The 18,117-nt window shown below is 65.6% G+C and carries 19 protein-coding genes and 1 tRNA gene; 17 read left to right on the forward strand and 3 right to left on the reverse strand.

The features are described 5' to 3' along the window. Positions 1-121: 121 nt before the first annotated feature. The 12 genes from GF068_RS44045 to GF068_RS42745 all read left to right on the forward strand — a co-directional run bounded on the left by GF068_RS44045 (position 122) and on the right by GF068_RS42745 (position 11,635). Positions 122-520, forward strand: a complete 399-nt coding sequence (locus GF068_RS44045; RefSeq protein WP_170320047.1) for a hypothetical protein — start codon at positions 122-124, stop codon at positions 518-520. A gap of 2 nt (positions 521-522) precedes the next feature. Then, a complete protein-coding gene (locus tag GF068_RS42695; RefSeq protein WP_240808259.1) occupies positions 523-1,176 on the forward strand; it encodes a SpoIID/LytB domain-containing protein in 654 nt (217 codons plus the stop codon). Positions 1,177-1,179: 3 nt separating this feature from the next. Beyond that, complete coding sequence (locus GF068_RS42700) at positions 1,180-1,926, forward strand: hypothetical protein (protein ID WP_170320049.1); 747 nt, start codon at positions 1,180-1,182, stop codon at positions 1,924-1,926. Between the two features lie 57 nt (positions 1,927-1,983). Next, positions 1,984-2,556: a hypothetical protein gene (locus GF068_RS42705; protein WP_153825336.1), complete on the forward strand. Its 573-nt coding sequence runs from the start codon at positions 1,984-1,986 to the stop codon at positions 2,554-2,556. Positions 2,557-2,700: 144 nt separating this feature from the next. Then, positions 2,701-3,573 carry an RNA polymerase sigma factor gene (locus tag GF068_RS42710; protein WP_170320050.1) on the forward strand — a complete coding sequence of 291 codons (873 nt, stop codon included), beginning with the start codon at positions 2,701-2,703 and terminating at the stop codon, positions 3,571-3,573. 72 nt (positions 3,574-3,645) lie between these two features. After that, on the forward strand, positions 3,646-4,875 hold the full coding sequence (locus tag GF068_RS42715) for a hypothetical protein (protein WP_153825338.1): 1,230 nt from the start codon (positions 3,646-3,648) through the stop codon (positions 4,873-4,875). A 3-nt stretch (positions 4,876-4,878) separates the two neighbouring features. After that, on the forward strand, positions 4,879-6,039 hold the full coding sequence (locus GF068_RS42720; protein WP_153825339.1) for a hypothetical protein: 1,161 nt from the start codon (positions 4,879-4,881) through the stop codon (positions 6,037-6,039). Between the two features lie 40 nt (positions 6,040-6,079). Beyond that, entirely contained in the window at positions 6,080-6,283 is a 204-nt protein-coding gene (locus GF068_RS42725) for a hypothetical protein (protein ID WP_153825340.1), read from the forward strand. 404 nt (positions 6,284-6,687) lie between these two features. Next, complete coding sequence (locus GF068_RS42730; protein ID WP_153825341.1) at positions 6,688-7,389, forward strand: hypothetical protein; 702 nt, start codon at positions 6,688-6,690, stop codon at positions 7,387-7,389. Between the two features lie 664 nt (positions 7,390-8,053). Beyond that, entirely contained in the window at positions 8,054-9,190 is a 1,137-nt protein-coding gene (locus tag GF068_RS42735) for a serine/threonine-protein kinase (protein ID WP_153825342.1), read from the forward strand. 3 nt (positions 9,191-9,193) lie between these two features. Continuing rightward, positions 9,194-10,342 carry an ATP-binding domain-containing protein gene (locus GF068_RS42740; RefSeq protein ID WP_153825343.1) on the forward strand — a complete coding sequence of 383 codons (1,149 nt, stop codon included), beginning with the start codon at positions 9,194-9,196 and terminating at the stop codon, positions 10,340-10,342. Between the two features lie 147 nt (positions 10,343-10,489). Then, positions 10,490-11,635 (forward strand): hypothetical protein, encoded by a 1,146-nt coding sequence (locus GF068_RS42745; RefSeq protein WP_153825344.1) that lies wholly within the window; start codon positions 10,490-10,492, stop codon positions 11,633-11,635. Between the two features lie 1,194 nt (positions 11,636-12,829). Here GF068_RS42745 and GF068_RS42750 read toward each other — a convergent pair. Both GF068_RS42750 and GF068_RS46000 read right to left on the reverse strand, forming a co-directional pair. Beyond that, positions 12,830-12,912 (reverse strand) — tRNA-Leu (locus GF068_RS42750). Next, positions 12,892-13,671 (reverse strand): hypothetical protein, encoded by a 780-nt coding sequence (locus GF068_RS46000; RefSeq protein WP_338046793.1) that lies wholly within the window; start codon positions 13,669-13,671, stop codon positions 12,892-12,894. Before GF068_RS46000 ends, GF068_RS42750 begins: the two co-directional genes overlap by 21 nt. Between GF068_RS46000 and GF068_RS42755 the strand changes: the two genes are divergently transcribed. From GF068_RS42755 to GF068_RS42770, 4 genes are all read left to right on the forward strand, one after another. Next, complete coding sequence (locus tag GF068_RS42755; RefSeq protein ID WP_338046792.1) at positions 13,579-14,415, forward strand: NFACT RNA binding domain-containing protein; 837 nt, start codon at positions 13,579-13,581, stop codon at positions 14,413-14,415. The two genes, GF068_RS46000 and GF068_RS42755, sit on opposite strands and share 93 nt — an antisense overlap. A gap of 77 nt (positions 14,416-14,492) precedes the next feature. After that, positions 14,493-15,677 carry a hypothetical protein gene (locus tag GF068_RS42760; RefSeq protein WP_153825346.1) on the forward strand — a complete coding sequence of 395 codons (1,185 nt, stop codon included), beginning with the start codon at positions 14,493-14,495 and terminating at the stop codon, positions 15,675-15,677. A 7-nt stretch (positions 15,678-15,684) separates the two neighbouring features. Further along, positions 15,685-15,912, forward strand: a complete 228-nt coding sequence (locus GF068_RS42765) for a hypothetical protein (RefSeq protein ID WP_153825347.1) — start codon at positions 15,685-15,687, stop codon at positions 15,910-15,912. A gap of 18 nt (positions 15,913-15,930) precedes the next feature. Further along, positions 15,931-16,260, forward strand: coding sequence for a TlpA family protein disulfide reductase (locus GF068_RS42770; RefSeq protein ID WP_153825348.1), 330 nt, complete (start codon positions 15,931-15,933; stop codon positions 16,258-16,260). Between the two features lie 9 nt (positions 16,261-16,269). Here the strand turns inward: GF068_RS42770 and GF068_RS42775 are convergent, their stop codons facing one another. Then, positions 16,270-16,635, reverse strand: coding sequence for a nuclear transport factor 2 family protein (locus GF068_RS42775; protein ID WP_170320051.1), 366 nt, complete (start codon positions 16,633-16,635; stop codon positions 16,270-16,272). 171 nt (positions 16,636-16,806) lie between these two features. Here GF068_RS42775 and GF068_RS42780 point away from each other — a divergent pair, with 171 nt between their 5' ends. Then, positions 16,807-18,003 (forward strand): metallophosphoesterase, encoded by a 1,197-nt coding sequence (locus tag GF068_RS42780; RefSeq protein WP_240808257.1) that lies wholly within the window; start codon positions 16,807-16,809, stop codon positions 18,001-18,003. Positions 18,004-18,117 lie beyond the last annotated feature (114 nt).

Genomic DNA, 18,117 nt, shown 5'->3' on the forward strand with positions numbered 1-18,117 from the left:
ACTCGGAGGTGTGGTCATGCGGCCGCTCGAGGTGGGGCTCTACGTGCAGCTCTCCCTCAACGGAATCGCGTTCCAGCACCATCAGCAGCAGTCGGGCGTGAAGACCTGAAGGGGGGATGCCGTGAGCGTGGCGGAGATCAATAGCGAGTCGAAGCATAACGTCGTCGAATCGGATCCGCAGTTCGGCCCGTCGACACATTGCGTCGTGATCATCGAGCAGCCGCCGCTGATGGGGGACGAGCCTCCCCCGCAGTGGCGGGTCTCCGCCACGCTCACGCTTCTGGATCCGGTGTTCGGCAAGGAGGCATTGCTTGCCACGCTGCCCACGGTGATTGTCGGGCCGCTGATCCAGAAGCGGCAAGTGGTCGCCATGGCCAAGTACCCGAGCCCGGTGGAACGATGGACGTTCCGTTTTGCGAGCGACGCGGGACGGGCGACGGCGCGCGTCTGGCTGCATCCGGGAAACTCGCCGGTGACGGAGTGCGGGATCTTCGTGGTGCAGCACGGATTTCAGGTGTGAGCATGGTGATCGGAGAGGAGCCTTCCGAAGCTCCGGAGCGTGTTTTCACGTCTGCGGGATGGCTCTCGCTCGAGCGCGAGTACGTGCCGCGGGTGGTTGCGGGCGAGCATCCGTACGCGCATCCGGAGGCGAAAGCCGCGCTTGCCATCGCGGCGCGGACGTTCGTGTTGCGGGCGATGCGGGATCGGCCGACGCTGGGGCGGACGACTGCGATTCCGAGCGGGGAGCAGTTTCAGGTGTTCGCGCGAGGGGCGAGCGAGGAATGCGTGGTTGCCGCCTCCGTGACGCAGGGGATCGTGCTCCGATACCAGGGGCGCATGATCCTCGCGAACCATGTCGCGGGCGCCTTCTGGAAGCCGGACGGGTCGCTCGGGTCCGATCCGACGAAGACCGAACGCTGGGTGACCTACAACGTCGGCAGACGAGGATCCGAAGTCGTCCCCACCGGCCTTTCGCTTCGGTCGCATCCAGGGAACCGCGGCTGTCTTGGCCAGCATTGCGCGCACTGGCTGGCCGCGCACGGGTACGATCATCGGACCATCCTGCGCTTCTTCTACGGAGAAGACGTCGAGTTCTACGAATTGGGAAGCGGGGAAAGCACGATCGGTCGAGCACTTTGGGGCGTTCTCGCACTTGCGATTTTCGTACGGAGGTAGGGGGTGGCACTTCGACTGGTCCAAGCCGGAGAGGGGCATCCGAGGCCGCTGGTTTTGGCGTTCCTCGTGAGCAGTGACCTCGATCCGAAGTTGCGGGCCGCGTTTGGACCTCGTCCGTGCATCGTCGCCGACGGCCTCGCCAACGGCCCGATGATGGAGGAGCTCCTGGAGTTCGCCCATCACCGGGCCGGAGTGCACGAGGTGTCGCGGGTCGCGTTGATCGGGTACTCGGCCGGGTGTCAGCGCGTGCGTGCCCTCTGCATGTCCGGCGTTCGGGCAAGCGCGTATCTGCTCGCCGACGGAACGCATGCTTCATGGCCGCCAGCCGAGTGGCAAATTGCCTGGCTTCGCGCGCTCGCGGACGATGCTCGACGCGGGCGGATCTTGCTCGTAGCCACGCATACCTTCCAGACGTACACCGAGGAGCTGCCGAAGGGGCGGGCATTCGCGTCCACGGTGCGCGTCCTGCGAATGGGTACGGGGCTGCCGCTCGAGCGTGCTGGGCCGTTGGAGCGGCCCGCGATCACGCGGCAGGGAGCGCTGTGGGTTTACTCGTACGCGAGCGCGAAGGCGGATGCGACTGCGCACGCGGCACAGTGTTCCCGTGTGCTGCCGGAGATGTGCGCGAGGCACGTCGGGCCGTGGCTCGACGTCGAGGCGCCACGCAGGACGCAGCAGGGCCGTGGATCGGTCGGGCTCGGACTGCTGGGGATTGCGGCCAAGCTCCTATTTCAGCGTCCGGAACGTTAAAAACCTTCACCATTCCCTGACAAACACGGTCTCCTCGCGGTGGTAAACCTCGCGGTCATGAGCCCGTGGCGCGTTGCTCTCCTCTCGATGATCGGCATGGTGACCACGGCGGTTGCGGTCTACAAGCTCACCCCGCAGCAGCCACCTCCAACGTCCCCAGCAGCGACGCCGTCGGCCGTCGACGAGCTCCCCGACGAGCCGTCCGTCGTCGACGAGCTGCCGCCGGTGCCGCCGTCCGTGACCGCCGCCCCCGACGCGCCCCAACGCGTCCCGGCCGAGCAGCGCGCTGCGCCGGCCCCGAGCCTAACAAGCGCACCCCAGCGCGTCCCAACCGAGCAGCGCGCTGCACCGGCCCCGCTCCCGGCCGCGCCGGTGAGCACTATCCCCCCGGCCGTGGCCGCGTCGTCCGGCGCGCCCGCGGGCCTCGCCCCCGAGCTGGGGACGCTTGTCGCCGTGGCCGTGGGCGGCTCCTGTGAGTTTTCCGTGGATGGTCAGTCGATTACTTCGAGCACGACGCTCCGGTTGAAGCTTCCTCCGGGCGCGCACGTGGTCGAGTGCGGGTCGCGTACGCGGATCGTGACGATCAGGAATCGTGAGACCAAGATGGCGTTCTTCAACCTGAAGAAGTGACCAACATCACGCGCCGTCCAAAAATCGCACACGACACGAAAAACCGGAGTCACCACTTCCCTCGACCGGCCAATAGTAGTCATGGGCAAGAAACCGAAGGGCAAGCCAGGCGACGGTCCCGGCTTCCTCGCCCGCCTTGTCGAGTTGCGTGCCGACGTTGCGCGTTTCCTCGCGGGCGAGAGCCACAAGCGCGCCAACAGCAACGACGGCGTCGAGGACGAGTCGCAGGACGTCTTCACCAAGGCCGTCGAGAGCCGCGAGAACTACGATCCCGAGGTCGGCGATCAACGGGCATGGACGCTCGGGATCGCCGCGAACGTCTCCCGCGACCGCGACCGCGCCAAGCGGCGTTACGACGCGCGTTTCTCGCCGGAGGATGGCGAGACCGAAGTCACGCCCGCGCCGACCGCCTCACCCGAGCGCATCGCCCACTGGCGCGATGTCCAGCGCAAGATCGCCAAGGCCATGGAGCAGTTGCCTCCCGAGTTCTTCGAGGTGCTCCTGCTCGTCGGCATCGAGGGGTGGTCGCACCAGGAGGCCGCCGCAGAGCTCGGGATCTCGGAAGCCCTGGCGAAGAAGCGGCTCGAGCGCGCGCGGACGTTTCTCCTCGACAAAAGCGGCATTTCGCGTGATGACCTGCGCAGCTTCATGCCCTTTCTGTGGCTGGTCGACGAGGACCATGCAGCCCGCCTCGAACGGCTCCGGAAGCTTTTCGGCTACGCCCACCCGACAGGGAACGCGCTCGGCGTGATCATCGGTCTGCTCCTGCTCGCGCCGGTGCCCGAGCGTCCCATGGCGCGTACCGGGCTCGGGTATCGCGCGCCGATCTTGGCTGCGGTGCACGAGGCTCCGGAGCCCGCGCCGCCCGCAGCTCCCCCGGAAACTGTGCCCGCGCCCGCGGCCAAGCCGGCGAAAGTGCCGGCTCTCGGACGTGCTGCTTCGCGTCCGACCGTGACACACCCTCCGGTCGTGGTCGAGCTCTCGGGCCTCTCGTTTCTCCCGAAGGGCAACCGGTAGCTCCTCGTTTTTCTCCTTGGTTTGTCTCTACCATCTTGACCGGTTTGTCGCGGATCGTGTACCCTGGGCGGCATGCTGCGGTCCGGTCTCGTCATTGCCGCATTTCTCGTGCTCGGGGCGCCTGCGCTCGCCGAGGAAGCGCCGCCGCCCTCGCTTTCGGCAGACGAAGCCGTGCAGGCCGCACAATTTACGGCGCTGGTCGCCAAGGCGGAGCGCGAGCGGGCCGCGGGGAAGCTGCCCGAGGCTGCGATGGCGTACGCCGAAGCCTTCAAGATCAAGGAAGATCCCATCGTAGGTGGGCGCCTCGGGGCTCTGCTCGTCGAGCTGCGCAAGCCCACGCAGGCCGCGGATCTGCTGCTCGATGCGATTGAGCGCGGACGTGGACCGGAGGTCTCGCCACAGGAACGGCATGCCTGGCTCACGGCGTACGACGTCGCGATCTCGCAGGTTTGCCGCGTCGAGGTGACCGTATCCGAGCCGCATTCACACGTCACGCTGGACGGCGTGCCCAAGAATCGCCAAGGACACACGGGTTTTATTCTTTTCGTCCCGCCCGGCGAGCACGAGCTGCGGGCGGCGCTCAAGGGATTCGAGGACGCGGTCATCGATTTCAAGGCGATCAAGGGCGGGACGTTGCGTTATACGCTGGCCCTGCGTCCGCTTCCCTCGTTCGCGCCGCTTGATCCTCCGGAGCGACTGCTCCGGCGGCGCGAGAGCGGGCCTGCGACGAACCTCGACGAGCCCCCCGACGACGAGCTGACGAGGCGAGAGCCGATCCGCGGGGGTGTCGTCGGTGACGAGAAGAAGCGCGGGATCGGCGGCTCGATCAACGCGGGGCCGGTCGTGTTGTTCGGCGTGGCGTCGTGGCAGCCGGCGGTAGGCGCCGTGCTTGGCGGTAGTTTGAGGCCCAACGAGATCGTGTCCATCGGCATCGAGGGCCGCGCGGCGTGGCTGCCGTCAGGCGTTGCGGGCGAGCCGATCAGCGCGATGACGGTGGGGGGGATCTTGAGTGCGTGTCTGCACTACCGTTTTCTCGTCGGCTGCGCGCTCGGGCACGTGGGGGCGACCAACGTCTCAGCCGACGGAGCCAGCTACGAGGAGGAGTCCGTGTCGTTTATCCAGCCAGGCATGGGCGGACGCGTTGGTGCGAGGCTGTCCCTCGGCCGGTCCTTCTCCGTGCAAGCTGCGGTCGACCTCCTGGGGCTCAGCCGCGGCATGAAGATTGTTGTTGGTCAAACGGTTCTCGTGGATCAGCCGCCGCTCATGATCGGCGCGCAAGTCACCGGTGGTTGGGAGTTCTGAGCGATGCGAAAGCGTCTCGTCGTGCAGGTCGTTGTGTCCCTCGTGTTGGGCTGTTCGGCGCCACCCCAAACCGGGATCTTCGAGTGTGATCCGGATGCGCCGTTTCCCAGCGAGTTTTGCAAGGCGCAGCTCGCCGATGCTGGGCTCGACGCAGCGCCGGAAGCAGGGGCCTTCAACCCCGGCCCCACGCCGCAGGCCGGCAACACCTGCATGGGCAAATGCGTGCCCGTGCCGAGCGGCGGCGCTGGCTACTGGAGCGAGGTCCCCGTCTCGGTCCGGTTCGCCAGAGCGGACGCTCTCCCTGCGGCATGCCCCGAAGACGCGCCTAACGAGAAGTTCCGCCTCTTCGACCAGCTCGTCGCGCCCCCGGCCGAGTGCGAGGCGTGCGCGTGCGAGCCCTCGGAAGGGACATGCGACGGTGAGCCGCCGCAGTCGATCGAGATCCGCGCCGGGACGTGCGCGGAGAGCGCGGCCGTCTCGTTGCCGTTCAGCGGGCCGGCGGGATGGGATGGATCGTGCACGAGCGAGAACGGGCTCCCGGCCGGCGCATCGTGCGGCGGCGAGCTCTGCGCGCAGTCCGTGCTGGCGTCGGCGCTCCCTGGTCCGACGAGCGAGTCCTGCGCGCCGAAGAGCGCCGCGCCTGCGTTCACCACGACGAGGGAGTGGAAGCTCGGCGCGCTCGCGTGCATGGCGAACACGCACGATGACACGTGCGGCGAGAGCGCGAACAAGAGGTACTGCGTGGCCGATCCTGGCCCCGAGTTTCTCTACTGCGTGCACGGCAAGGGCGTGACGGAGCCGTGCCCGGACAACTACAACTTCGAGCGGTACGAGATGTATCCCGAGGAGCCGATCGATGATCGGGGCTGCGAGGCGTGCGAGTGCGGGGCGCCGGTGGGGAGCGGGTGCATGGGATCGCTTCGTCTCTACTCCGATGGCGCGTGCTCGTTGGAGTTCGAGAAGAGCAGCATCTCGTCCATCGACGAGAAGTGCATCGACGTCCACCCCCCTGGCCGCGCCATCGGAGCCAAGGCGGTGACGGACGTGACGTACTTCCAGGGCACGTGCTCGAGCTCCGGCGGTGCGCCGAAGGGTTCGGCCTCGCCAAACAAGAACAGCGCGATCACCTTCTGTTGCCGCAAATCGCACTGGATCCTCAGGTAGGCCCTTCCCAGGACAAACGCGCCGCGCTACCGTCGCGGGCGTGGAACCTCGCGTCAGTGACCGCCTGCGTTTCGTGTGGACCGTGTTCCCGGGCGTTGAGCTCGTGGCGTACCATGCCCCTGAGTTGACCGCCGTCTTCTACATGCTCGGCTCGAGCGCCCTCCCGATCCGGACGTGGAACGCCGCCGATCTCCTCGCCAGGCGCGACGCGACGGGCCTCGCGCTGACCGTGGGGCAGGCGTAGGCGGCGCGCGAGCCGCGCGAGAAAATCTCGGGCTTCGTTGTCACCACGATCGGCGTGCGGCGAATATCCATCTGAGGGGCGAAGTTGCTCCGGATGCTCGCAGCGAGCCCGCAAGCTATTTTGTGCACACGGGCTCGCTGGGGGCCTTCTGGGCATAGCCCCCGGCCTCACCCTTCCCGGGCCGATTTGTGGCTTGGGGATCCCCTGCTCGCGCACCTAGTCAGGAAGGGCCCCGCAACATCGGCCCGGGAGGGGGAGGTTTTTCCTTGGCTCGTCGCTCGGGGACGGGGCGCGGGCGCGCGCCTGACTGCGTCATGGCAATGGCCAGGTCCGTGTGAAAGCGGAATGGTGCACGCACGCCTCGTCCTCGGGCGATGAGCCTTCCTTCGGAAGGAGATCGCGTCATGCTCGCCCTGCAAGACCGACCTACGCCCGTTCCGACGGGCGATGACGAGGACGAGGCAACGCTCGTGTGGCAGGGGTCGGCGCTCGTGGACGGCGGGGCCGGGACGGGGGCCGTCCACGAGCGGCAGACGCTCACCGAGCCCCTCGTGGCTGTGCGCGACACGATCGTCAAGCCGCCGGCGGTGCCGCTCTGGGTGCGGTTCAAGGCTGGATGGGCGTCGTTCTGGGATGCGATGGGGGATGCGTTCTTCGGCACGTCGCGCGTGTCTGAACGGCTGCCCCCCGTTCCCCCTCCGCGCTCGCAGGAAGTGACTCGTCTTTCGCTCGGGAACCTCGCCGATCAGGGCCACGGCGAGTTTCTGCTGCTCGAAGTGGTTCTCGCGGATCCGCTGTATCAACGGGCGGCGATCGAGGTGGCTCGCGAAGCGCTCGCCGCTCGGCGTGAGGGGGAAGCTGCCTACACGGCTTTTGTCGTGCACTTGGCGCTCTCGCGGCTGCGTCCTGACAGGGACGGTCGGATCTCGACGGCCCGGCTACGTGAGAAGCTGCCCCACCTCCCCTATGAGGGTGCCATCCGCCCGGCATTGGTTCGGCTCGAAGAACAGGGCGTCGTGACGCTCGTGCAGGCCAGGACCGGGGACCCGATGGCGGAGATCCTCCGCGAGGGGATCACCCACGTCGAACTGCGGGTTCCGGTGTGAGCCGGCTCGTGAGGTTACGCGGCATCGCTTTCGGGTATCGGCTCGAGGTGCGAGGGCGCGCGATCGGGACGCTTCGGCGCGTCCGCAAGGAAGACGGACAGTGCTGGGCGTGCGAGCCGGTGGAAGGCGCGCCGGTCTCGGAAGGACCCGAGCGGCTGCGCGATGCGGCCCGCATTTTGATCTTGATGGCGGGAGGCGCCGTCCAATGAGTAGGCCCACGGGCCCGGAGCTGTGGGAGCTCGCCGCGGTGCGGGCATCGCTCCCGGCGCTTCGGCTGTGGATCGTTCGAGCGGCAGGCGCGCGGGCAGCATCAGGCACGCGTCCTTAGCACCCGATCCAAGCAGCGCCTTCCCCACGCCACCAAAAAGATTGGCGCCGATGATGCCGTGCAGGCCGTCATGTCGCGTTGGGCGCGAAAGTGGCGAATGGGGAGCGCAGCAATGCGGCGCAGCGCGGGGGGAGCCGGGGGCGGGGGCAAGGCCGCCGCGGAGGCGGGGGCGGGGGCGGTAGGGCCGAACTGCGTGGAGCGCGCTGGCCCCCCCGCAGGGCCACGGGAGGCTCCAGGGTAACGGCGGACCGTTGGTTCAGTTACATATTCTTGCGCCGCGACCGGAGGCCAGAGCACTATCCCAACGCGTCTGCGATGTGGTAGAACACCGCGCCCATGGCAGGAGAGCGCGGAGACTACAAGGTTACCAAAGGCACGCCCATCGGCAGAGGTGGCTGCGCAACCGTGTACCGCGCGGTTCACAAGCCGACGCAACGCGAGGTGGCCTTCAAAGAATCATTCTCGACTGAATACGCGCGGCGCCGCATGGCACGCGAAATTGACATCCAACGTGGCCTGGTGCATCCCAACGTGATGCCCATCCTCGACGCAGATCCGAAGGGCAAGTGGTTCATTATGCCTCTTGCGGATGGCGATTTGAGAAAACTGTCACCGCTTACTCATCCAGCAATAGTAGCAATGGTCACAGATGTGAGTGGTGGCCTGGAGACAGCGCATGCGGCGGGGCATGTTCACCGAGACGTTACCCCCGGCAATATCCTTCGCGTCACGGAAAACGGGGGCTCTCGCTTCGTTGTTGCCGATTGGGGATTGGTAAGGCAGCCACATGGAAAGACGACCGCCATTCTTACTTCGGACACGCGGTTCATCGGCACACTAGGCTACGCAGCTCCCGAAATGTACCATGACCCTCACGGGGCGACGTTCACAGCGGATGTGTATAGCCTAGGTCGGGTTGTATCGTATCTTGCAACAGGTAAAGATCCTGATCCTGTCATGATACAGTCGAACCTTCCAGAAGGGCCATGGTACAAATTTGTGCACCAAACCACACTACTGGACCCCAAGGCACGTCCGCAGAGCATGGCTGAGGTTCGGGCGCTATTGGCGACCGTAGTAGAAGAAAAGCCAAGCCCCATAGCTCCGGCAGCCAATCTAGCAGAGTGCGCCGAGACCGCGCGACGAACACTGGCATCCCTTCGTCGCCAACTGGAGTCTGAGGTCAGGCGTTTTTGCATCGCGATATCGCGCTCTACCGTCGACTCAGAGATAGTAGGAACGACCATCAGGGTGAAGGCCGTGCTTGAGCCAGGTGGCGTTATGGCCTTGCCTCACGCGATTCCACTTATTGTTTCGGCAACTATGGTCGGCGCACGCTTAACCGTGCGCGCCGGATTGGGTCACAAGGAAGATGGTGAACTCCGCGCGGTTGGTCACGGATGGGATGAGATTGATTCGACGGCGTTCGCCCAAATCGAATCAGCGCTGCTGGCGCTCCTAAAGGAGGTTTGACTGATGAGCACATGGTGGGTTGACGAAAAGCAACTCGACGAAGATCAGCGTGCCGTGGTGCGCCTGGGTGATACCGGCCGATTTCTCATTTCTGGGCCTCCGGGTTCAGGCAAAACGAATCTGCTGCTGCTTCGAGCGAACTACCTTCACGGGAAGGGAATGTATAATTTTGCAGTTCTCTCGTTTACGCTTGCACTGAAGTCGTTTCTGGTCGCTGGTGCCCGGCGTTATGGCGTATTCCCTCCCGATCGAGTTGACACGACAATGGGGTGGATGATGCGCCAACTTAACGCTAACGGGGGCTCCTTAGCCAATCTATCGGATGACCTGACTACGCGTCGTTCGCAGCTCGCGCAACGCCTGTTCGATCAGATAGAAGCGCGGAACCTTACGACGCTCCATACAACAATACTACTCGATGAAGCGCAGGACTGCACACAAGAAGAGATTCGCTTGTTCTCTCGCTGTGCATCTAACCTATTCATTGTAGGTGATGATCGCCAGCTCATCTACGAAAATGCGGCTGGGCTCGATGAAATATCGAAGCTGATCCCGGCAAAGGATCGCAAGGTTTTGCGATTTCATTACAGAAACGCACCACAAATCTGCGATTTAGCCGACCGTTTTGCGAAGGTAAGCAGGGGGCACGTTGCGATCAAGCCAACCTCAAACTACCCAGGACCACCTGGGCGCGTTCGTATACATCGCCAACCATTGCGTCAGCAGTTCGAACAAATTGTGGAGTCACTCAAGCTTCAGCTCGATAGTTACCCGGGTGAATATTTGGGCGTCCTCTGCACCAGAAATGATATCCTGAATCAATTCTGGGAGTACATTGGTAATTCGGAACTTGCAGGGCAAGCGTATAAGCTTTCAGAAGGGGTCGGGTGGGACGACGAGAGACATGTGGTTTGCTGCACAATTCACTCCGCCAAAGGTCTTGAATTCAGGGTTGTGCACCTTCCTTCCTTTGAAAGCAACAAGGGTCGTGAGCAACGCAATCTAGCATACACAGCAGTGACGCGGGCCAAAACTGCGCTAGATATCTATCATGAGGCGGATTTTGCTGGCTGGCTCGGCGAAGCACTGCGGGATGAAGAGGACGTGGCAGACGAACCGGGTTGGGATGCAATCTTCGGCGGGACGCGATAAAAGATGCAACTAAAGTTGCGAGCAACTAGGGAAGACCTCCAGACGCTGGCGTCAGGAAGGAGGATTCAAGGGCTCTCGAGTGTCCGCTCAGTCCCTCGCAAATTCGCAGGACCAGCGCTGGTTTGGTATGGTGATGAGGCGGATGCGATGCCCCATCTTGCGCTCGTTGAATCAGAGGCCGAGCGTCGAGCTATGTTGGCTTGGGTGACTACGTATCTTGAGGCGTACTCGCCATTTACTGCCTTCTGTCGCGTACTAACCCAGGAAGAATTTGTCGAGGACTATGGACAAATGGTGGATCGGCGGCTTCTTGCCGCAAGCATTGCACTCGTGATCATGGATGCGCGTTCTCAAACGAATGCTCCGTGTACCACTCGTGAGTGCGCTGCGACATTTTCTTTCATCGCCGCAAGGTCTATTGCTTTAGACCGTTCAGGAAAAACTGTCCGCAAAGCATTCGAAAATTACTTGAGGCTGTTCGGTCTTCTGCGAGATGAAGTTCGTCTGGCATCGCAAAGGCGGTACGCCGCCGCATGGAACGTGCTTGCTGCCTTGGCGTCCGGCGAATCGAGTTATGGAACAGATTTGCCCCGACCTGTTTTTACAGCTTGCACACATTTGTGGCAGGCAGGTGTGGTCGAGAGCGACGCACTGCAGGAGCTTTCGCCAAGTCTTCGAGGACTGGACGCGGACGTGGCGAGAATGCCCGGAATGACCATCGAGGATCGAGTTACCCTATTCAGTCGAGTCGCAGAGCAGCTCCGCAACAATTTGAGCGATGTCGGTACGCTACTGTTGCTTGGATACCTTCTCAGTCACGTATCCGGAGGTACACTTGCACACTATCGACTCGGGCAGCGGCTGAGCGGCGATGTCCTCCCGTGGTATGCATTGTGTTCGGGCCTGCACCGCGAAGCGAGCTTCGCGGCGACCGGAGATGGGGCTGTCGCGTTGCGGGTGGCGCGTGAAATTGAGCGGCCGTTTGACATGAGAGCACGACCAACGTGTGACCTCGCGGTCCCCGAACTGGAAGTTATGATGGACGTGCACGCTTTCAGGCCGCGTGGTGCTCTTCGTGGACTAAAGAGCATCCTTGTGGAAGTTATGCCTGGTATCGAAGCGATCGCTCTGTTGTCCCACTCGGACGACAGCCCGCGTGAAGTCCAGCAACTTGAACTGTGGCGCGATGAATCGGATGACTTGGCCCGGATGCAGTATCATCTCGAAGAGGCACTTGTGATTTCTCGGAAACTCGGGGGCGAATCCGCTCGTGGGCGCCGCAAGAAGAGGTAGGTGATGCGCATCGGGGATGCGCGAGCACTATTGAGGGGGGGAAGGGGCCCGAGGGCATGGTGCCGAGGGGGGGTGGGTAGGTGTCGAATGGGTAGATCGGACAGTGCGTCCAGTGGAAGTGCGGAGGCCGTTCGCGTTCGCGTTGAGGACGCTGGACCTGCACCCGGGCACCCCGGTGTCGACGCCGTGGCCTCGACCGTGCGGACGGAGGCAACAATCCTTATCGCGCGCCTTCAATTTGGTGAACTTCGTGGGAACGCAGGCACTATCCGTTCGGGTGACCATTGCCGCATCGACCGACAGCCGCCCCCTGCGGGAGGCGCGAACATCCAGGTGCAACTGAACGGGCTGAATGGGGACTCGTCAATCGCGACATGCGTGATCCACTCCACTGTTTTTCAGTCGATGAACGACTGGCCGTCAGGATTGCGTCAGCACCAAGAAGGCTGGCTCCTTCGACAGGTGCGGATTGCTCTGACTGATAGCCTACGGAATGGAAACATCAACCATATTAGCGGCTCGTTTCACGCCACCGGTACCCCCACCAACCTAACTCCAAGGGAGCAAAACCGATATCGCGTCGCAAGACCTTCTGACCCGTCGAAGCCACGTGGAAGGGAGGGACCCTGACATGGAAGCACGCTCGGCACTCGCCGGCAGCGCGCGAGGACTCTTCCCGCGCTGCCGGCGGTGGCTGAGTGGTAAAAGCGCCTGCATAATAACAGTGGCCAGGGTTATCGCCCTGCGTGGGTTCGATCCCCACCTGCTCCGCTGACTCTCAATCGAGAGCCTTACCTGATGAGGGGCGGCGCGAATGAAGCGGCGCCCCTCATCAGGGAAACACGGATCCCGCTTATGCAATCCCCACCAACAACTTCCCCACCGCCTCAGCGGCCACCCGTGCCGCCTCCAAATCCCCCGCTGCGACGGCCACCCGCTGCGCCTCGATCAACGCCGCCAGCATCGCCGCCCGCGGCCCTGCGAGCCCACCCGCTCCGGGTCCCCCAACCGAGCCCGCCCCGGCTCCGCCCGCTCCGCCTCCGCCGTCCGCCCCCTTCACCACGTCTTCCGCGCGTCCCCCTTGACTCGGCCGCCCGGTCTCCCCTTCCCGGACCTCACGTGCCACCCACGTGCCAGCCGCCTCCTGCTCCCCCTCCCCCCCGGCTGTCACAAAAACAGCCTCTTCACTGCTAGTGGCCCCGCTGGGACTCGAACCCAGACGTCCTTCCGGACAGGGGATTTTAAATCTCCTGCGTCTACCATTCCGCCACGGGGCCCAATCTTCCGTACGTTCGCCGCCTTCTCGCCTGCTCGCCTCTCCTCCGCTCCCGCCCGCCTCGACCAGCCTGTATACACCTTCTCCCCCCGCCATGACCACCCTCCCCGAACCCTCCCCCCTCACCCCCCTCCTCCACGCCCGCCTCGAAGCAGCCCACCTCTGCCCTGACACCGGCCTCCTCGCCCTCACCTTCTACCTTGGCCGCAAGCTCCTCCTCGCCGCGGGCCTCGGCCCCCATGTCGCCGGACTCGGCTTCCTCCCGCGCCTCCCGCGGGCGCGCGCCACCGCCGCACATCCCCTCGTCGCGGCCATGCGTGCCCACCTCCTCGATCGCCGCCTCCGCTCCATCCTCCTCCAGGACGGCGCTCTCCACCTCGACTTCGACCCCCCGGACGACGCCCTCCCACCCGCTCGCCTCTCCCTTCGTGTCGGACGTCGTGGACAGGCGCAGGTCGCTTCCCCCGCAGGGGCTCTCGTCACCTGGCCCCTCGATCCCGACCCCGAACACGCTCCCCCACGCGACGGCGTCGATCCCACCCGATGGATCGACTCCACCGAGGCCCTCGAACGACACGGCGCCGCCATGGTCGAGACCTCCGATGCTCGCTCCCTCGAGCTGCTCCGCGCAGGCCTCCTCCGCGCCGCCAAGGCCAAGCTCAAGGCAATCGAACGCCGCGCCGATGCCGTCCGGCAAGACCTCGCGCGCCTGCAAGACGCCCCCCGCCTCCAGAAGATCGGACGCTTGCTCATCGCCCAAGCCCACAAGATCCCCAAGGGACAGACACGCGCCTCCCTCGACGACTGGGAAGAAGGCGGACCCCTCGAGGTCACGCTCGCGCCGGACAAACCACCGAAGTCCCAGGCCGAGACCTTCTTCCAGAAGGCCAGGCGCCTCCAGCGCGGCGCCGCCGTCATGGAGAAGCGCCTCGCCGACACCGAACACGCCTGGGAGACGCTCCTGCCCCTCGTCGACGCGATCACCGCGGCCCCCGCCGATCCCGCAGCCCTCGACGCCCTCGCCGAGCGCGCCAGACAAGCCGGCGTCTCCCCCGCCGAGATCGACGCCGCCTCCCACGGGAAAACCTCGCGGCAGCAGGAAAAGCTGCGCAGGCCGTACCACGCGTTCCGCGATGCCCTCGGGCGGACCATCCTCGTCGGCCGCGGCGGCAAGGACAACGACGAGCTCATCACGCGACACGCCCGGCCCCACGACCTCTGGCTCCACGCCAAGAACATCCACGGCGCCCACGTCATCGTCCCCCTCGACAAGGGACAAAACTGCCCCGCCGAGCTGCTCGTCGACGCCGCCACCCTCGCCGCCCACTTCAGCGACGCCCGCGGCGAGAACGCCTGCGAGGTCAGCTACGTCGAGCGCCGCCATGTCCGGAAGCCCAGGAAAAGCGCGCCCGGCGCCGTCACGTTCGACCGGGAGAAGATCCTCACCGTACGCGTCGAGCCCGAGAGGCTCGCGCGCCTGCTCGCCTCGAAGCAGGAGGCTTGAAAGAACCACGACCGACGCGCGACACGATCTTGCTCGCCCCGGATGCCGGACGGTAAAGATCGCCTAGCATGCGCTCGATGCGAACGTTCGCCCCCTGCCTCGTCTCCTTCGCCCTCTCCCTCGCCCTCGCCGGGTGTGGCGGCGGCGAAACGCCCGATCCCAAGGATCCTTCGTCCGAAGGCTCCTCGGGCAACCCCAAGCCCCAAGCCGAGGCCGGGCCCGACGCCGCGCTGCTCGGCGAGGTCGGGCAGCTCAACTCGTTGCTCTCCACCATCGACAAGTCCGACCCCGGGCGGCCCAAGGCGCTCGATCGGCTCGGGGAGCTGCTCGCCGAGCTCTCGAAGAACAACCACGCCCGCGCCCTCGAAGCCGACCCGAACGTCGCCTCCTTGCCCCCGCCGCCCAAACCCAAGGAGCCCGAGGGCGAGGTCAGCGACGCACCTGCCAAGCCCGGCCCCGTGCTGCCGCCGCGTAACCACGCTGCGGTCAAGCGCCTCAAGCCCGAGGCGCAGAAGCTCATCCAGAAGGCGGACATGTACGCCGCCGAGGCGATCAAGGCCCATAAGAGGCTGCTCGCCGATCATCCGGACTACAAGGACATGGACAAGGTCCTCTTCCGGCTCGGCGGGCTCTACGTGGCGTACGGACAGGGCGCCTCGGCGCGGCCCATCTACTTCGAGCTCATCGAGAAGCACCCGAAGAGCGAGCTCGTGCCCGAGGCTTACTGGAACTTCGCCGAGTTCTTCTTCAACGCCGAGGACTACGAGAACGCCTACAAGCTCTACGCCCGCGTCGTCGAGTACACGCCGAGCGAGCGCACGAGCGTCGCAGGCTACAGGCTCGCGCTCTCGCTGCACAAGCTGAGCCGCCTCGACGAGTCGTGGAAGGCGCTCGAAGGCGCGGCGAGCGCGGCGCGGATCCACGGGCCCGCCGGCACCGTGGACGAGATCTACCGCGACGCGCCCAAGCTCGCCGCGACCCGAAAGCCGCTCAGCGCGAAGGACGCCGCGGCCTTCTTCGTGCGGCTCGCCGAGAGCAACGAGGACGTCATCAAGCAGGAGCTGAACCGGCTCGCGCAGATCCTCGAAGACGAAGGGAGGCCACTCGAGGCGACCGAGGTGCTGCACGTGATGGCCGACCGCTACACGGCCGAGAAATGCGCGATCCAGGCCCGCGCCATCGAGATCGCCACGCGCAGCGGCAACAACGCGATCCGCGCCGGCGAGGTGAATCGAAGCCTCCGGCTCGGCTGCAAGCCCTGACACGCGCATGCGCCCTCCGAAGCCCCTCGCCCTCGCGCTCCTCACGCTCACGCTCGCCACGCTCGGCTGCGAAAAAAAAGACCCGCCGAGCCCGGAGGTTTCAGCGAACGAAGCGACGGCGCCCCTCGCCGATTTCCCGGATATGAAGGCGTCCTCGTGGGTGAACGGCGCGCCCACGCCGCTCGCCGAGGCCCGCGGCGAGCTGGTGCTGCTCGAGGCCTGGCACCCGACCTGAAGCGCTTGCCGAGCGTCCGTGCCCGCGGTCCTCGCGCTGCACGGACGTTTCGGGGCCCGCGGTCTGCGGGTCATCGGGGTCTCGAGCTTCGACCCGGACGACGCGGAGGCCGAACGCAAGGCCGCCGAGGAGGCCACACGTGAAGAGAAGATGGATTATGCCACCTATCTCGACACGAACGGCACATGGTCGAAGACGGCCGGGCTCGTCGATATCCCGGCCTTCGCCCTGCTCGGCCCCGACGGCCGCGTCCTTCTCCGCCACCGAGGCAAGCTCGCCCTCGGCGCCGAGGCGTATGCCGAAATGGAGCGCGCGATCGAACGAGCGCTCCCGGCTTCGCCTCGATGACGGCGGCGGCTAATCGGAGTCGCGCGCGACGACCAGCCGATCGTGCTGGATTCGGCCGTTCCGTTTGTGCGCGAGGTGCTGCGTGATCACCTTGTCGCCGGCCGCGTAGGTGCGGACCTCGGTGAAGGCCACGGCCTCGTCGGTCTCCATCTCGTCGATGATGTCCGTGCTCTTGACCTCGCGATGCCACCCGCCGACCGGGTCGCGCTGAAACTCGTCGCGGAGCTGCTTCAGGATGGCGTCGCGGCCCTGCACCACGATGGGGTGCGCCGGTGGGTTCAGGCTCGAGACCTCCTCGAGGACGGCGTCCTCGGCATACAAGTTGGCGAGCGCCTCCACGTCCCGACTCTGCAGAGCGTGGCGAATCTGGTCCATGAGAGGCTGCTCATTGGCCTCTCGGCGACGGATCGAGCTCTCCATGAATGGCTCTCTGGTGCGTGGGCTGCGGTTTGTCGATGGGGGTATGGGGGCGGTAGACCACCGGGCGCTCGGCGACCCCGAAACTCACTTTGCTCGCCCCGGCTGGACGGGTCATAAGAGGTGACCATGGTGCAATCACCCTCCACGGTCGTGCTCGGTGACGTCCACCTGACCCGTTCCGTACCGCGTAGCGTGTCCGAAGATCTCGCCCGCCTGGTCGACGCGCACCCGGGCGCGCGAATCGTGTGCGCGGGCGACCTCTTCGATCTCTCGGCCGATCTGCCCCGCCTGCCTTTGCCGCGCGCGGTGGAGGCGGTATTCGAGGCGCATCCGGCCGCCAAAGCCGCGTTCGGCCGGCACCTCGCGCGAGGGGGCGAGCTCTGGCTCGTGAGCGGCAACCACGACGCCGCCCTGGCGCTGGCCGATTTCCGGAGCGCGCTCTTCGAGGCCCTCGAGCCTCCGGCGGAGGCGCGCGCGCGGCTTCGCACGACCCCTTGGTTCTTTCGGGAGGGCGACCTCCACATCGAGCACGGGCACCTCTACGACCCGGACAACGCTCCGGCGCACCCGCTCGTCGTGGGCGAAGCGAGCCTCGGCGTCCATTTCGTCGAGCAATTCATCGCGCCGACGGGCGCATTCCGCTACCTCAACATGAACGACGAGACGCCCATGCGCCTCTTCCTCTCGGCGTTTTCGTTCTACGGCCCGCGCGCCCCCTACGTGATTTATCGTTATTTCCACGCCGCGATCGGGGCGATCCTGCGCAGCGGGCGGGCTTATCAGCGGCGCGCGGACGACGAGGCGCCCATCGGTCAGGAGGAGGCCGCTCGTTTCATCGCCGAGCTCGGCGTGCCGCCGGAGCTCGTGAGCGCGCTGCTCCCGCTCGGCGCGCAGCCGACGCTCGCGAGCGTGAGCCGGACCTTCTCGCGGCTCTACTTCGATCGGGTGCTCTCGACGCTGGCGATGAGCGCGGGCCTCTCGGCGGCGGCGCTCGGCAAGAAGCGGGCGGGCGGGGCGGCCTTTTCGATGGGCGCGCTGGCGATGACCTTGAGCTGGGCGCGCGGGCACAACCGTTATCGCGGCTCGGTGGCCGAGCAGCTCGCCGAGGGCGCAGAGCGGATCGCGGACACGACGGGCGCGCGGCTCGTGGTTTTTGGTCACACGCACCGCGAGGCGCTCACGGAGCGATATGCGAATACCGCGAGTTTCGCGTTTCCGCGGAATGCGCCCGGGCGGCCTTATCTGGAGATTGAAACGAGGTACGGCGTGCCCCGGGCGGAGCGGCGGTATTTGACGACGGAGAGCGTGGAGACGCGCGCCTAGAGCGCCGAACAGTTCGAGCCCCACCTGAATTACGCGGCCTTCGCGAAGCCGCTGCGACGTAGGATCGCCTCCAGGTTCAGCACGACGGCGTGGCGCCGCAGGTCGAAGAGGTTC

It is taken from the genome of Polyangium spumosum (genome assembly GCF_009649845.1).
Classification (GTDB): Bacteria; Myxococcota_A; Polyangia; order Polyangiales; family Polyangiaceae; genus Polyangium; species Polyangium spumosum.

What these genes read in the sequence shown, in the direction of transcription:
- GF068_RS42775 (WP_170320051.1), bottom strand. Translation starts at nt 16,635, where the DNA reads ATGGACCAGATTCGCCACGCTCTGCAGAGTCGGGACGTGGAGGCGCTC.
- GF068_RS42765 (WP_153825347.1), top strand. Translation starts at nt 15,685, where the DNA reads ATGCGCCCTCCGAAGCCCCTCGCCCTCGCGCTCCTCACGCTCACGCTC.
- GF068_RS42720 (WP_153825339.1), top strand. Translation starts at nt 4,879, where the DNA reads ATGCGAAAGCGTCTCGTCGTGCAGGTCGTTGTGTCCCTCGTGTTGGGC.
- GF068_RS42740 (WP_153825343.1), top strand. Translation starts at nt 9,194, where the DNA reads ATGAGCACATGGTGGGTTGACGAAAAGCAACTCGACGAAGATCAGCGT.
- GF068_RS42760 (WP_153825346.1), top strand. Translation starts at nt 14,493, where the DNA reads ATGCGAACGTTCGCCCCCTGCCTCGTCTCCTTCGCCCTCTCCCTCGCC.
- GF068_RS42780 (WP_240808257.1), top strand. Translation starts at nt 16,807, where the DNA reads ATGGTGCAATCACCCTCCACGGTCGTGCTCGGTGACGTCCACCTGACC.
- GF068_RS42745 (WP_153825344.1), top strand. Translation starts at nt 10,490, where the DNA reads ATGCCCCATCTTGCGCTCGTTGAATCAGAGGCCGAGCGTCGAGCTATG.
- GF068_RS42695 (WP_240808259.1), top strand. Translation starts at nt 523, where the DNA reads ATGGTGATCGGAGAGGAGCCTTCCGAAGCTCCGGAGCGTGTTTTCACG.
- GF068_RS42715 (WP_153825338.1), top strand. Translation starts at nt 3,646, where the DNA reads ATGCTGCGGTCCGGTCTCGTCATTGCCGCATTTCTCGTGCTCGGGGCG.
- GF068_RS42735 (WP_153825342.1), top strand. Translation starts at nt 8,054, where the DNA reads ATGGCAGGAGAGCGCGGAGACTACAAGGTTACCAAAGGCACGCCCATC.
- GF068_RS42730 (WP_153825341.1), top strand. Translation starts at nt 6,688, where the DNA reads ATGCTCGCCCTGCAAGACCGACCTACGCCCGTTCCGACGGGCGATGAC.
- GF068_RS42705 (WP_153825336.1), top strand. Translation starts at nt 1,984, where the DNA reads ATGAGCCCGTGGCGCGTTGCTCTCCTCTCGATGATCGGCATGGTGACC.